General features: G+C 72.1%; 8 protein-coding genes. 7 read left to right on the plus strand and 1 reads right to left on the minus strand.

Annotation, left to right across the window (positions count from 1 at the left end):
- Positions 1 to 127 precede the first annotated feature (127 nt).
- Positions 128 to 817 (plus strand): hypothetical protein, encoded by a 690-nt coding sequence (locus KF823_03115; protein ID MBX3724887.1) that lies wholly within the window; start codon positions 128 to 130, stop codon positions 815 to 817.
- A 16-nt stretch (positions 818 to 833) separates the two neighbouring features.
- Here the strand turns inward: KF823_03115 and KF823_03120 are convergent, their stop codons facing one another.
- The gene (locus KF823_03120; protein MBX3724888.1) at positions 834 to 1,559 is read right to left on the minus strand and encodes an SIMPL domain-containing protein; all 726 of its coding nucleotides are present in this window, start codon (positions 1,557 to 1,559) and stop codon (positions 834 to 836) included.
- Between the two features lie 171 nt (positions 1,560 to 1,730).
- Between KF823_03120 and KF823_03125 the strand changes: the two genes are divergently transcribed.
- The 6 genes from KF823_03125 (at position 1,731) to KF823_03150 (ending at position 13,089) form a co-directional block, all read left to right on the plus strand.
- Positions 1,731 to 4,523: a molybdopterin-dependent oxidoreductase gene (locus KF823_03125; protein ID MBX3724889.1), complete on the plus strand. Its 2,793-nt coding sequence runs from the start codon at positions 1,731 to 1,733 to the stop codon at positions 4,521 to 4,523.
- Positions 4,516 to 5,160, plus strand: coding sequence for a 2-hydroxychromene-2-carboxylate isomerase (locus KF823_03130; GenBank protein MBX3724890.1), 645 nt, complete (start codon positions 4,516 to 4,518; stop codon positions 5,158 to 5,160). The genes KF823_03125 and KF823_03130 overlap by 8 nt, the downstream gene beginning before the upstream one ends.
- Positions 5,161 to 5,180: 20 nt before the next feature.
- On the plus strand, positions 5,181 to 6,950 hold the full coding sequence (locus KF823_03135; protein ID MBX3724891.1) for an SLC13 family permease: 1,770 nt from the start codon (positions 5,181 to 5,183) through the stop codon (positions 6,948 to 6,950).
- Positions 6,951 to 7,191: 241 nt separating this feature from the next.
- A complete protein-coding gene (locus KF823_03140) occupies positions 7,192 to 8,820 on the plus strand; it encodes a DUF4394 domain-containing protein (protein ID MBX3724892.1) in 1,629 nt (542 codons plus the stop codon).
- A 159-nt stretch (positions 8,821 to 8,979) separates the two neighbouring features.
- Positions 8,980 to 9,849, plus strand: a complete 870-nt coding sequence (locus KF823_03145) for a response regulator (GenBank protein ID MBX3724893.1) — start codon at positions 8,980 to 8,982, stop codon at positions 9,847 to 9,849.
- A 186-nt stretch (positions 9,850 to 10,035) separates the two neighbouring features.
- Positions 10,036 to 13,089, plus strand: coding sequence for a hypothetical protein (locus tag KF823_03150; GenBank protein MBX3724894.1), 3,054 nt, complete (start codon positions 10,036 to 10,038; stop codon positions 13,087 to 13,089).
- Positions 13,090 to 13,215: the final 126 nt, after the last annotated feature.

The following is a 13,215-nucleotide window of genomic DNA, read 5'->3' on the forward strand; positions in this document are numbered from 1 at the left end:
ATGGGGCGAGACACTGTTATGAGGCTCGCCGCGTTTAGCAGGCGGTTAACGCAGCAGCCGCTAGCCTTCGCGCTCCCCGGGCATCGGCCCGTGTGCAAGGGCGCGAATGCGCGAGCGCGGACAGCTGTTGATCCTTGCCGTCGTGGTGCTGGGCCACGCCGGGTTGCTGGTCCTGCTGGTGCGGGCGATGGCGCCCTGGCAGCCGGCGCTGGTCGCCGACCGGCCGCTGGAGGTGGTGAGCTGGATCGAATTCGAGCCGCAGCCGTCCCGGTCCGATCCGCCTGCCGAACCCGAGCCGGCCGAGTCCCTGCCGCCGCGCGAGGTGCGTGCGCCAGTGGTCCGTCGTCCCGTGCGCAGCCAGGCGCCGGCGCCGGCGATGGAGGCGGTGTTCGTCGAGGCGCCGGTGGAGCCGTCACCGGAAGCCGCCACCGGACGCATCGCCGAGCACGAGGACCCCTTCTTCAGCCCGCCCGATGCGGCGCCTGCCCAGGGATTCGGCCGTCGCGACCAGGCGGCGCTGCCGCAGGTGCGGCGGCCGCGTGTACCGGGTGCGCGACCGCCGGGTTCGGCCCTTCCGGAACTGCGGGCACAGGCGCCGCTCGGTGTCCGGAGCGTCGTGGAAATAGTCGGGGGGCTCATCGGTGGTGGGCCGAACGCGCCGGTCGAAGCACCCTGTGCCGGCCGCATCGGTGGTGAGGTGTCGGTCGCCGGTGGCGCGTCTCCCGCGTGGCAGGGCCGCTACGGATGCAGCGATACGCGCGACGGCTACGACGGCCGGGTGTCCCTGCCGCCGGGCCACCCGGACGCCCGTCGCTGAACGAATGCGGCGCGGCTCAGCGGCCCAGTTCGAAAACCACCTCGATCGACACCGACAGCGTGTTCTCGCCAGGCATGACCGGGGTCGAGGCGCCGCTGTCGGCCTCCATGCGCATTGCCATCATCGGCATCGGCCGCACGCCGCCGCCGACGCCCTCGTTGATGCTGACGATGCGGCGCACCGCCAGACCCAGGGCCTCGGCATAGGCCTCGGCGCGTGCCCGGGCGCTGGCCACGGCGGCGCGGCGGGCCTCGTCCTGCACCGGCTCGGGCTGGTCGATGCCGAAGCTGGGCCCGTGGATCTGGTTGGCGCCCTGGCCGGCCAGGGCATCGATGACATCGCCCAGCTTGGCGAGGTCGCGCACTTTCAGCGTCACCGTGTTGGTGGCCTGGTAGCCGGTGATGCGCGGTGCCTGGCGGTCCTGGTACTGGTACTGCGGTCCGACCGTCACGCCGCTGGTCTGTACGTCGCGTTCGGCGATGCCGGCGGCGCGGATCGCCGCGACCACGGCGGTCATGCGCCGGGCGTTCTCGCGCAGGGCGGCATTGGCGTCCGGCGCCTCGGTGACCACGCCGGTGGACAAGGTGGCGATGTCCGGCTTGCGGCTGGCCTCGCCCTGCACCTGGATGGCCAGCAGGGTGGCATCGGCGGGCAACGTGTAACCGGTGGCGTTTTGCGCGTGGCTGGTCATGGGCAGGCTTCCGGCAAGCAGGGCGAGACTGGCGATCAGGGAACGGACCATGGGTGGCTCCTGGAAACGGCGCGACCGGGCGGCCGCGCATGCAGGAACGTACCTTGGCCCGCCCGGGGGCTGGCGGCAAGGGGCGGCGTTCAGCGGCCAGCCGGCTGCGACCGGGCCGCGAGCGCCGCGCCGGGGCAATAGACTGTCCGGCCAGCCGCAAGGGATTAGCCCGTGACAGCCATCGGTGACCAGGTCAGGACCACCACCTGCTACATGTGCGCCTGCCGCTGCGGCATCAAGGTGCACCTGCGCGCGGGCAAGGTCCGCTACATCCAGGGCAACCCGGCGCATCCGGTCAACCGTGGCGTGCTGTGCGCCAAGGGCAGCGCCGGGATCATGCAGCACAACTCGCCGGCGCGGCTGCGCAAGCCGCTGCTGCGGGTCGGCGAGCGCGGCGAGCGGGCGTTCCGGGAGATCGAGTGGCACGAGGCGCTGGCACTGGCCACCGACTGGCTCGCGCAGACCCGCGCGCGCGATCCGGACCGCCTGGCCTTCTTCACCGGACGCGACCAGAGCCAGGCGCTGACCGGCTGGTGGGCGCAGCAGTACGGCACCGTCAACTACGCCGCGCACGGCGGCTTCTGCTCGGTGAACATGGCCGCCGCCGGCATGTACACCTATGGCGGTTCGTTCTGGGAGTTCGGCGAACCGGACTGGGAACACACCCGCTACCTGATGCTCTGGGGCGTCGCCGAGGATCACGATTCCAATCCGATCAAGCTGGGCCTGGGCCGGCTGAAGGCGCGCGGCGTCAAGATCGTGGTGGTCAACCCGGTGCGCAGCGGCTACGGCGCCATCGCCGACGAATGGATCGGCATCCGGCCGGGCACCGACGGCCTGCTGGTCGGCGCACTGATCCACTGCCTGCTGCGCGCCGATCGCATCGACCTCGACTACCTGGTGCGCCATTGCAATGCGCATTGGCTGGTGATCGACGATCCCGGCGCCGCCGATGACGGCCTGTTCGCGCGCGATGCGTCCGGCAATCCGCTGTGCTGGGCGAAGGGGGGGCAAAGGGGGTCAGAGTCACTTTCCGGCGGGTTGGCGCCAGCACTGTCCATTCATTGGGGGCCGGAAAGTGACTCTGACCCCCTTTCCCCGGCGGTGGTGGGCGAGTACAGGCTGCCGGACGGTCGCCGCGCGCATCCGGCCTTCCACCTGCTTGCGCAGCGCTACCTGGATCCGGCCTACGCGCCGGAGGCCGTCGCCGCCCGGTGCGGGGTCGAGGCCGCGACCATCCACCGGCTGGCCGCCGAGCTGGCGCACGCCGCCTTCGACCAGTCGTTCTTCCTGGAACAGCCCTGGACCGACGTGCATGGCCGCCGCCACGAAGGCTTCCAGGCGCGGCCGGTCGCCATGCATGCCATGCGCGGCATCGCCGCCCATGCCAACGGCTTCCACACCTGCCGCGCCCTGCACGTGCTGCAGATGCTGCTGGGCGCGATCGACTCGCCCGGCAGCCACCGCTTCCAGCCGCCCTATCCCAAGGGCACGCCGCCGGGCAACCGGCCAGGCAAGGCGCGTGGCGAAAACGGTGCCCTGGATGCCGCGCCGCTGGGCTATCCGCAATCGCCCGCCGACCTGCTGGTCGACGCCGCGGGCGCGCCGCGTCGGCTCGACAAGGCGTTTTCCTGGGAGCATCCGCTGGCCGTCCACGGCATGCTGCAGGGTGCGATCCGCAATGCCTGGGCCGGCGATCCCTATCCCATCGACCTGCTGTTCCTGTTCATGGCCAACATGGGCTGGAACTCGGCGATGAACACCACACAGACCCGGGCCATGCTGACCGACCGCGACCCGGCCACCGGCGAGTACCGGATCCCGCGCATCATCTATGTCGATGCCTACGATTCGGAGACCGTCGCCTACGCCGACCTGGTGCTGCCCGACACCACCTACCTGGAGCGATACGACTGCATCTCGGTGCTGGACCGGCCGGTCTCCGAGGCCGACGCCGCCATCGACGCGATCCGCCAGCCGGTGGTGGCCCCCGACCGCGACGTGCGGCCGTTCCAGGACGTGCTGCTCGACCTGGGCGCGCGCCTGGGCCTGCCCGGCATGGTCGATGCGCAGGGCCGGCCGCGCTACCCGGGCGGTTACCCCGACTACATCGCCAACCACGAGCGCGCGCCCGGCGTCGGCCTGCTGATGGGCCATCGCGGTGCCGACGGCCGGGCGGTCGGCAAGGGCGCGCCCAACCCCGCGCAGCTCGATGCCTATGGCGCGGCCGACTGCTACTTCGCAGCGCCGGTGCCGGCGGCCGGCCGCTACCTGAAGATGGCCAACCAGGACTATCTGGACTGGGCGCAGGCCCTGGGCTTCGTGGCCCCCGCGGCTGCGCCGGGCGAGCGCGAGGCCCTGGTGTTCCAGCTGTACAGCGAAACCCTGCAACGCTTCCGGCTGGCCGGCCAGGGCCATGGCCCGGTGGTCCCCCCGGCCAAGGACCGCGACCGGGTGGTGCGCTACTTCGATCCGCTGCCGTTCTGGTACCCGCCCTTCGAGCACGCCGACGCCGAGGCTGCCGGCCTGCCGCTGGCGGCGATCACCCAGCGGCCGATGTTCATGTACCACGCCTGGGGTTCGCAGAACCGCTGGTTGCGCCAGATCGCCGCCCGCAACGTGCTCTACGTGCATCCGGCCACCGCCGCCGCGCACGGCCTGGCCGACGGCGCGCGCGCGGCTGTGGTCAGCGGCAACGATCGCATCGAGGTCGAGCTGGGCCTGCACGAGGGCGTCGAACCCGGCACCGTGTGGACCTGGAACGCGATCGGCAAGGCGCGCGGCGCCTGGAAGCTGTCCGCAGACGCGCCGGAGTCGCGGCGCGGTTTCCTGCTCAACCCGCTGATTCCCGAGACCCGCGACGACGGTTACGCCAACGCCGACCCGGTCACCGGCCAGGCCGCCTGGTTCGACCTGCGCGTGCGCCTGGAGCCGCTAGCCGCCACGGAGCATCGCCATGACTGAGCCAGTCGACTGGTACTTCGATCCGATCTCTCCTTTCGCCTTCCTGCAGTGGCGGCGCATCCACCGCGACCACGCGGCGCTGGCGGCGCGGCTGCGGCCGGTACCGGTGCTGCTGGCCGGCCTGCTGGCCCACCACGGCACGGTCGGCCCGGCCGAGACGCCGGGCAAGCGCCGCCACACCTATCGCCAGGTGCTGTGGCGCGCGCGCCGCGACGGCATCGCCCTGGCGTTCCCGCCCGCGCACCCCTTCAATCCCCTGCCGGCCCTGCGCCTGTGCCTGGCCGCGGGCGCCGACGCCCGTGCCGTCGAGGCCGTGCTCGACCATGTCTGGGGCCGTGGGCAGGCCGGCGACAGCGTGCCGGCGCTGGCACCCGTCGCCGCCACCCTGGGCATCGACGATGCCGCCGCCGCGCTCGATGCCGCGGCGGTCAAGGCGCGCCTGCGCGCCAATACCGAGGCGGCGATCGCCGCGGGCGTGTTCGGCGTGCCGACCCTGGTCGCAGGTGGCGAGCTCTTCTGGGGCGACGATGCCACGGCGATGGCGCTGCACTGGCTGGCCGACCGCAGCGATTTCGAGGACCCGGCGATGCGCGCCCTGGATGCGCTGCCGGTCGCGGTGCAGCGCAGCCGCGGCTGAGCCCGGCGAGGCGGCCGGCCATGGGTCCCGACGCGCTGCTGGTGCTTGGTCTGCTGGTGCTGGCCATGGTGCTGTTCGCCAGCGAGAAGCTGCCGGTCGACATCGTTGCCCTGCTGGTCCTGGTGCTGCTGCTGGTGCTGGGCCTGGTGACCCCGACACAGGGACTTTCCGGGTTCTCCAGCCAGGCCACCATCACGGTGGCGGCGATGTTCGTGCTCAGCGCCGGCCTGCAGCGCACCGGTGCGCTGCGCTTCGTCGCCGGCGCGATCGCACGCTGGGGTCACCGGCCCTGGCTGCTGGTGCTGATGGTGATGGCCAGCGTCGGCCTGGTCTCGGCCTTCGTCAACAACACCGCGGCGGTCGCGGTGTTCCTGCCGCTGGTGATGGCGGCCACCGCGCAGCGCCGCCTGTCGGCCTCGAAGGTGCTGATCCCGCTCTCCTACGCCTCGCAGATGGGCGGCGTATGCACCTTGATCGGCACCTCCACCAACCTGCTGGTGCATGCCATCGCCCGCGACATGGGCCTGCCCGGCTTCTCGATGTTCGAGTTCACCCTGCTCGGCCTGGTGACCATGGCGGTCGGCTTCGTCTACCTGTTGCTGGCCGGCCCCTGGCTGCTGCCGGAGCGCCGTGGCGGTGAGCTCACCGCCGACTACCAGCTCGGCAAGTACATCACCGAGCTGCGCGTGCCGCACGGCGCCGGCCTGGTCGGTCGCAGCGTCGAGGAGGCCAGGCTGGGTGAGCAGGGCGTCTTCGTGCTCGAGCTGCTGCGCGACGACGGCAAGGTCTGGTCGCCACGCAGCCAGCGCCTGCGTGCCGGCGACGTGCTGCTGGTGCGCGGCGACTGGCGCGACATCCAGGCCCTGCGCGAGCGGGAGCGGCTGGCCTTCGAACCGGAGTTCCGGCTGCGCGACGAAGCCCTGGAGGAGGACGACCGGGTGCTGGTCGAGGCGATGGTGGCGCCGACGTCCCGTCTGGCCGGCACCAGCCTGGCCGCGGCCGAGTTCCACTGGCACACCAGTGCCGCCGTGCTGGCCATCCAGCGCCGCGGCGAGGTGATCCGCGAAAAGCTCAAGCACGCACCGCTGGCGCTGGGCGACGTGCTGCTGCTGCTGGTCCCGGCTGGCGAGCTGGCCGAGCTGCGCCGCAATCCCAACCTGCTGGTACTGACCGAGAAGGAGGACGACACCGCCTCCCGACGTCGGGCGCCGCTGGCGCTGGCGATCATGGCCGGCGTGGTGGCGTTCGCGGCACTCGGCCTGGCCGACATCGTGGTCACCGCCCTGGCCGGCTGCGTGCTGATGGTGCTCACCGGTTGCCTGCGCGCCGACGACGTCTACGACGCCATTGACTGGCGGGTGATCATCCTGCTCGCCGGCATCCTGCCGCTGGGCATTGCCCTGACCAGCTCCGGCGCGGCCCAGGCGATCGCCGGCCAGGCCCTGGCCCTGGTCGGCGGCGCCGGCCCGGTGGCCGCACTGGCGGTGGTCTACCTGTTGACCGCGATCCTGACCGAGGCGATGAGCAACAACGCCTGCGCGGTGCTGATGGCGCCGGTTGCGGTGGCGACCGCCCAGGGCCTGGGCGTCGATCCGACGCCGTTCCTGGTAGCGGTGGCGTTCGCCGCCTCGACCAGCTTCGCCACCCCGGTCGGCTACCAGACCAACACCATGGTCTACAACGCCGGCGGCTACCGCTTCGCCGACTTCGTGCGGATCGGCGTGCCCCTGAACGTCCTGTTCGCGGTGGTCGCGATCACCCTGATCCCGGTGCTCTGGCCGCTGGGCTGAAGCCACGGCATCGTCGGGGGGCAAGCGGCATCGACCATTGGATCCGGCGCGACACTGAAGCGGAAGAGGCCTTTTTCACGCAACCTGGATGTTTCGTCGACGCAGTCTGCACGCCAGGTCGACATTCGACTTCTCCAAAGGCCGATAAAGCCCGCGTTGGAGAAATTTTCTACGCACGCTGCATCCGATCGACAGCGCCGCCCGTAGGCATGGGGCCCACCCAACCAAGGGAGATCCCCGCATGCTTCAACGTCTGTTGCTCCTGGCCTTCGTGCTGCTGTCCAGTACGGCGGCGTACGCGCAAACCCTCGTCGGCCTGACCGACGGCAATACCCTGGTCCGCTTTCCCGCGACCGCACCCGGCACGGTGCTCGCAAGCACGCCGGTGACCGGCCTGCAGGCCGGCGAAACCCTGGTCGGCCTGGACGTCCGTCCCGCCACCGGCGAGCTCTACGGACTGACCACCGCCGGACGGCTGTATACCGTCGATCCCGCCACGGGCGCGGCGACACTCCGCTCGACACTTGACGTGGCCCTCGCCGGGGCGGCTTTCGCGACCGACTTCAATCCGGTGCCGGACCGCCTGCGGGTGATCTCGGACACCGGCCAGAACCTGCGCATCAACGTCGATACCGGCGCCACCCTCGTCGACGGGCCGATCAACCCCGCCGGACCTGTGATCGCTGCAGCCGCTTACATCAACAGCGTCGCCGGCGCCGCAACCACCGCGCTGTACGACATCGACGTCGCGGGTAGCCAGTTGCTGTTGCAGAACCCGCCCAACGACGGCACCGTGGTGCCGGTCGGACCGCTGGGCGTGACCCTGGATGCCGACGGCAACCACGGTTTCGACGTGCGCACCGCCGCCGGCATCGACACTGCCTACGCCGTGTTCCGGGTCGGCGGCAGCACCGGCCTCTACACGGTCGACCTGAGCACCGGCGCCGCGAGCCTGGTCGGTGCGGTCGCCGGCAACCCGGCCCTGCGCGGCCTGGCCGTGCTCGGCGCGCCGGTGCTGCCGCCCGCGCCGGCAGGCGCGACCGGCATCGGGCTGACCGGTACCAACCTGCTGGTGCGCTTCAGCGTCACCGCGCCGGGCACGGTCCAGGCGACGGTGCCGGTGACCGGCATGCAGGCGGGCGACACCCTGGTAGGCATTGACTTCCGGCCCGCCAACGGACTGCTGTACGGGCTGTCCGGCAGCGGCCGCCTGTACACGATCAGCCCGGCCACCGGCGCCGCCACCCTGGCCAGCACGCTCAGCGTCACGCCGACGGGCACCCGCTTCGGGGTCGACTTCAATCCGGTGCCTGACCGCCTGCGCGTTGTGTCCGATACCGGCCAGAGCCTGCGCATCAACGTCGACACCGGCGAGACCCTGGTCGACGGGCCGGTCAATCCCGGCGGCTTCCTGGTCGGCGGCTCGGCCTACACCAACTCCCTGGCCGGCGCGACCAGCACGGCGCTGTTCAACATCGATGCCGCGGGCGACCGCCTGCTGCTGCAGAATCCGCCCAACGACGGCACCCAGGTCGCGATCGGCCCGCTCGGCGTCGCCGTCGACGCGGCCGCCGGCTTCGACATCCTCACCAGCGCCGGCAACAATACGCCGCTGGCGGCCTTGCGCGTGGCGGGCAGCACCGGCCTGTACGGCATCGACCTGGGCTCCGGCCAGGCGCAGCTGGTCGGCGCCATCGGCGGCAACCCGACCCTGGTCGGGCTGGCGATTTCGCCGGTGCCGATCACGGGCGGTCCGCAGCCGCCGCCGGTCGGCACCCAGGCGGTGCCGGTCGACAACCCCCTGGCCCTGCTGTTGATGGTGCTCGCTCTGCTTTCCGTGGGCCTGGTCGCCAGGCGGCGCTTCGCCTGAGGCCCGCTGGCCAGCGCCAGCGCGCGTTCGGTCCGGCCGGCACCGCTGCCTGCCGGTCGGACTGAGGCATCGCGCGCGCTTGGCGCTCGACATCGCTTCACCCTCCCGGCTTCGAAGGCGCTAGATTGTCGCCAACGGGACTGGAGGCCTGGCGACGCGGTGTCGACGAGACGGATCAAGATCGCCCTGTGCGCCCTGGCCGGGCGCGAGGAGCGCCTGCTGAAGGTGGCCCTGGGGCGGCTGGGCGACGAGGCCGTGCGCTTCGAGGCGGTGCTGGCCGACCAGGCCGCGCAGGCGCAGATCGCCATCGTCGACGTCGCGTCGGAGCGTTCGATGCGCCTGCTCGGCCGGCTGCGCGAGGCACGTCCGGCGCTGCCGGCGATCTGCATCTCCGACGACGGCCAGGGCGGCAGCAGCCGCTACCGGCTGTCGCGCACCGGGCTGCTGGTCGGACTGCAGGGCCTGCTGGCATCGGTGGTCGCCGACGGCCTGCCCGCGGCTGCGCCGGCACCTCGCGCCGGCAGCCCTGCCCCGGAGGTCCCGGGGTCGCGACTGCCCTGGTCGACCGAGCCGGTGCCGCGGACCGGTCCGCGGCCGGCCGCGCCCCTCAATGCCCTGGTCGCGGATGCCGAGGAGGCCATCCGAAATGCCCTGGCCGATGCCCTGCGTCGCTGCGGCATCGGCACCACGGCGGCGGTGAGCGCGCCGCGGGTTCTGTCGCTGGTCACCAACGGCAATTTCGACCTGGTGTTGCTGGATGCGGCGATGGCGGGCACCGATGGCTACGAGCTGTGCCGGCAGATCAAGCGCGATCCCTACACGCGCAGCCTGCCGGTGGTGCTGCTCAGCTCGCGGCTGTCGCCGTTCGACCGTTCCAAGGCGGCGCTGGCCGGCTGCGACGGTTATCTGGTCAAGCCACCCTCGGAATCCGCGGTGCATGCGGTCGCCGAGGCGGTGCTTCTGAAGCGCTCCGCCGACGGCATCGGCGGGCTGATCAAGCGCGGCTTCCGGACCGCGGCGCTGCGCTGAGAAGGGGTCAGAGTCACTTTCCGGCCGAGCCATTTCCGCAATTGCCGGGCAAGTCGTGCCGGAAAGTGACTCTGACCCCGGTTTGCCCCGCTCCACGCGCGCCCGGCGCCCCCTCCGGCGCCACCACCCGAGTCTGCACCGCCTGTCGGCCCGCTAAAGTCGTTGCCTGCCCAGGAGGAGTTTCCGATGCGCTTCATGTCCTCGCCGGTCGCCACCGGCATCGTCCTGCTGTTCGCCTGTGCGCTGGCCGCCAGTGCCGCCCACGCCCGGCCGCGCGGCCACGGTCCGGCCACCACAGCAGAGCGCGAGGCGGCCTGGCAGCAGCACCAGCGCATGGAGCAGGCCTCGCCGTTCCGCGGCCTGGCCTGGCGCAGCATCGGCCCGGTCGTGCAGGGCGGCCGGGTGGTCGACATCGAATCGGTACCCGGGGAGCCCTACACCTTCTACGTCGCCTATGCGACCGGCGGCGTGTGGAAGACCACCAACAACGGCGGCAGCTTCGAGCCGCTGACCGACCGCCTGTTCAACACCGTCACGGGCGACATCGCGGTCGACCCGTCCCGTCCCGACACCCTGTGGCTGGGCGCCGGGGAGCCCAATGCCGCCCGTTCCAACTACGGCGGCCACGGCATCTACGTCAGCCACGACGGCGGCGCCAGCTTCCAGCACAAGGGCCTGGCCGATGCCGACCGCATCACCCGCATCCTGGTCGATCCGCGCGACGGCGACCGCGTGCTGGTCGCCGCGGCCGGCCGGCTGTACTCGCCGGGCGGCAGCCGTGGCGTGTACCTGACCGAGGACGGCGGCACCACCTGGCGCCAGGTGCTGGCCGGCGAGGGCGAGTGGACCGGCGCCAGCGACCTGGTCATGCACCCCACCGATCCCGACACCCTGTACGCGGCGCTCTGGGACCGCAAGCGCACGCCCTGGCACTTCACCGAATCCGGTCCGGGCAGCGCCGTGCACAAGAGCAGCGACGGCGGCCGCACCTGGCAGCGCCTGGCCGGCTTCCCGTCCGGCGCCGGCATCGGCCGGATCGCCCTGGACATCGCCCGCTCCCGGCCGGATACCGTGTACGCCTCGATCGACCTGTGGCGCGAGCTGCCCGACGGTCTGCAGCATGCCGGCGACCGGCCGCTGTCGCCGCGCCGGCTGGCGGCCATGGACCGCGAGGAATTCCTGCGCCAGGACCCCGAGGAGATCGAGGCCTTCATCCGTCGCAGCGACCTGCCGGTCGAGATCGACGCGAAATCCCTGATCGCCGACCTGCGCAGCGGCAAGGTCACCATGGACGCCCTGCGCGCGCGGCTGCGCGACGCCAACGCCGCGCTGTTCGACACCGACGTCTGGGGCCTGACCGTCTGGCGCAGCGACGACGCCGGCGGCGCCTGGCGGCAGACCCACCAGGCGCCGCTGCGCAACGTCGTGCACAGCTTCGGCTACTACTTCGGGCAGATCCGGGTCGACCCCGCCAATGCCGATCGCGTCTACGCACTGGGCGTGCCGCTGATCGTCTCCGAGGACGGTGGCGCCACCTTCAGCGGCTACGCCAACCACCGCGACGTCCACGTCGACCACCACGCGCTGTGGATCGACCCCAACTATCCGGACCGCATCCTGCTCGGCAACGACGGCGGCATCGACATCAGCCACGACCGCGGCGTCACCTGGCGGCGCATGGACGGCCAGCCGGTCGGCCAGTTCTACACGATCTACGCCGACATGGCCGAGCCCTACAACGTCTACGGCGGCACCCAGGACAACGGCACCATGAAGGGCTCCAGCCGGACCCGCTGGGAACTGGGCCAGGACTGGACCTTCATCAACGGCGGCGACGGCATGTACGTGGCGGTCGACGACGAGGGCAAGCACACCTACACCGGCTGGCAGTTCGGCAACTACTCGCGGATCGACGCCGACGGCAAGCGCCACGAGGTACGGCCGCGCTCGCCGCTGGCCGAGCCGCCGCTGCGCTACAACTGGAACAGCCCGGTGATCCTGTCGCCGCACAATCCGCAGATCGTCTACTTCGGCAGCAACCGCCTGTACCGGTCGATGGACAAGGGCCGCAGCTTCACCGCGATCAGCCCGGACCTGAGCAGCGCAACCGAGCGCGGCAACGTGCCGTTCGCCACGATCACCACGGTCAGCGAGTCGCCGCGGCGCTTCGGCCTGCTGGCGGTCGGCACCGACGACGGCCACGTGCACGTCAGCCGCGACGGCGGCCTGGCCTGGCAGGCGGTCGATGCCCGGCTGCCGGCGCGCCGCTGGGTCAGCCGCGTCGAGCTGTCGCGGCACGTCGAGCAGCGCCTGTACGTCAGCCTCAACGGCTACCGCCAGGACGACGACCGCGTGTACCTGTTCGCCAGCGAGGACCTGGGCCGCCGCTGGCGCGACATCGGTGCCGGCCTTCCCGCCGAGCCGGTCAACGTGGTGCGCGAGGACCCGGTCAATCCCGAGGTGCTCTACGTCGGCACCGACCGCGGCGTCTACGTGAGCCTGGACCGCGGCGGCAGCTGGGCGAGCCTGGACGGCAACCTGCCGAACGTGCCGGTGCACGACCTGTTCGTGCATCCGCGCGACCGCGAGCTGGTCGCCGGCACCCATGGCCGCAGCGCCTGGGTGGTCGACGTGCTGCCGGTGCAGGAACTGACCCCGGCGGTGCGTGCCGCGCCGGTGCACCTGTTCCACCTCGATGCCGTGCAGGCCGATCGCGGCTGGCGTCGCGAACCCGACCCGTGGTTCGACCGGTCCGAATACCTGCCGAGCCTGTCCGGCACCGTGTGGGCCGCGGCGGCCGGCACCGTGCGCTTCAGCCTGGTCGACGGCAACGAGCAGCCGGTCGCCCGCTTCGAGCGAGAGGTGGTGGCCGGGCTGAACAGCTTCGAGTGGGACCTGGCGCTGGACCGCGACCTGGCGCTGGCCGCCGAGGCCGTGGCCCTGGACAAGGTCGCCGCCGACCAGCGCGACCAGCGCCAGCACCATCGCTATGCCGAGTCGGTGCGCCTGGGCCATCGCCTGTACCCGCTGCCCGCCAAGTACACCCTGCGCGCCGAGGCCGGCGGCGGCAGCGCCGCGACGCCGCTCGAGGTCAAGGCGCCGCGCGCCCAGGAGCCGCGCCTGGTGCCGCGCTACCGCTTGCGCGGCGAAGGCGGCGAAGCCACCCGCAGCCAGCCCGAGCCGCTGCCGCACCCGCGGGCGAACAGCCGCGCCCGGCCCTGGACCGTGCCGGGGCGCTGAGGCCGGCCGCCTGCGCCAGGCCGCGCCCGCGCCCCCGAACGGGGGCCGCGGCGCGGCCAACCGGCGCCTGAACCCGTCCGGTCTGGCGCGACCCTCGTCCTTCGCCGGGACTCTATGCTTGCCGCC

Source organism: Lysobacterales bacterium (assembly GCA_019634735.1).
Lineage (GTDB): Bacteria > Pseudomonadota > Gammaproteobacteria > Xanthomonadales > UBA2363 > Pseudofulvimonas.

Excerpts from the sequence above, each read along its gene's own strand:
- KF823_03135 (MBX3724891.1), top strand. The coding sequence starts at position 5,181 with ATGGGTCCCGACGCGCTGCTGGTGCTTGGTCTGCTGGTGCTGGCCATG.
- KF823_03140 (MBX3724892.1), top strand. The coding sequence starts at position 7,192 with ATGCTTCAACGTCTGTTGCTCCTGGCCTTCGTGCTGCTGTCCAGTACG.
- KF823_03150 (MBX3724894.1), top strand. The coding sequence starts at position 10,036 with ATGCGCTTCATGTCCTCGCCGGTCGCCACCGGCATCGTCCTGCTGTTC.
- KF823_03130 (MBX3724890.1), top strand. The coding sequence starts at position 4,516 with ATGACTGAGCCAGTCGACTGGTACTTCGATCCGATCTCTCCTTTCGCC.
- KF823_03120 (MBX3724888.1), bottom strand. The coding sequence starts at position 1,559 with ATGGTCCGTTCCCTGATCGCCAGTCTCGCCCTGCTTGCCGGAAGCCTG.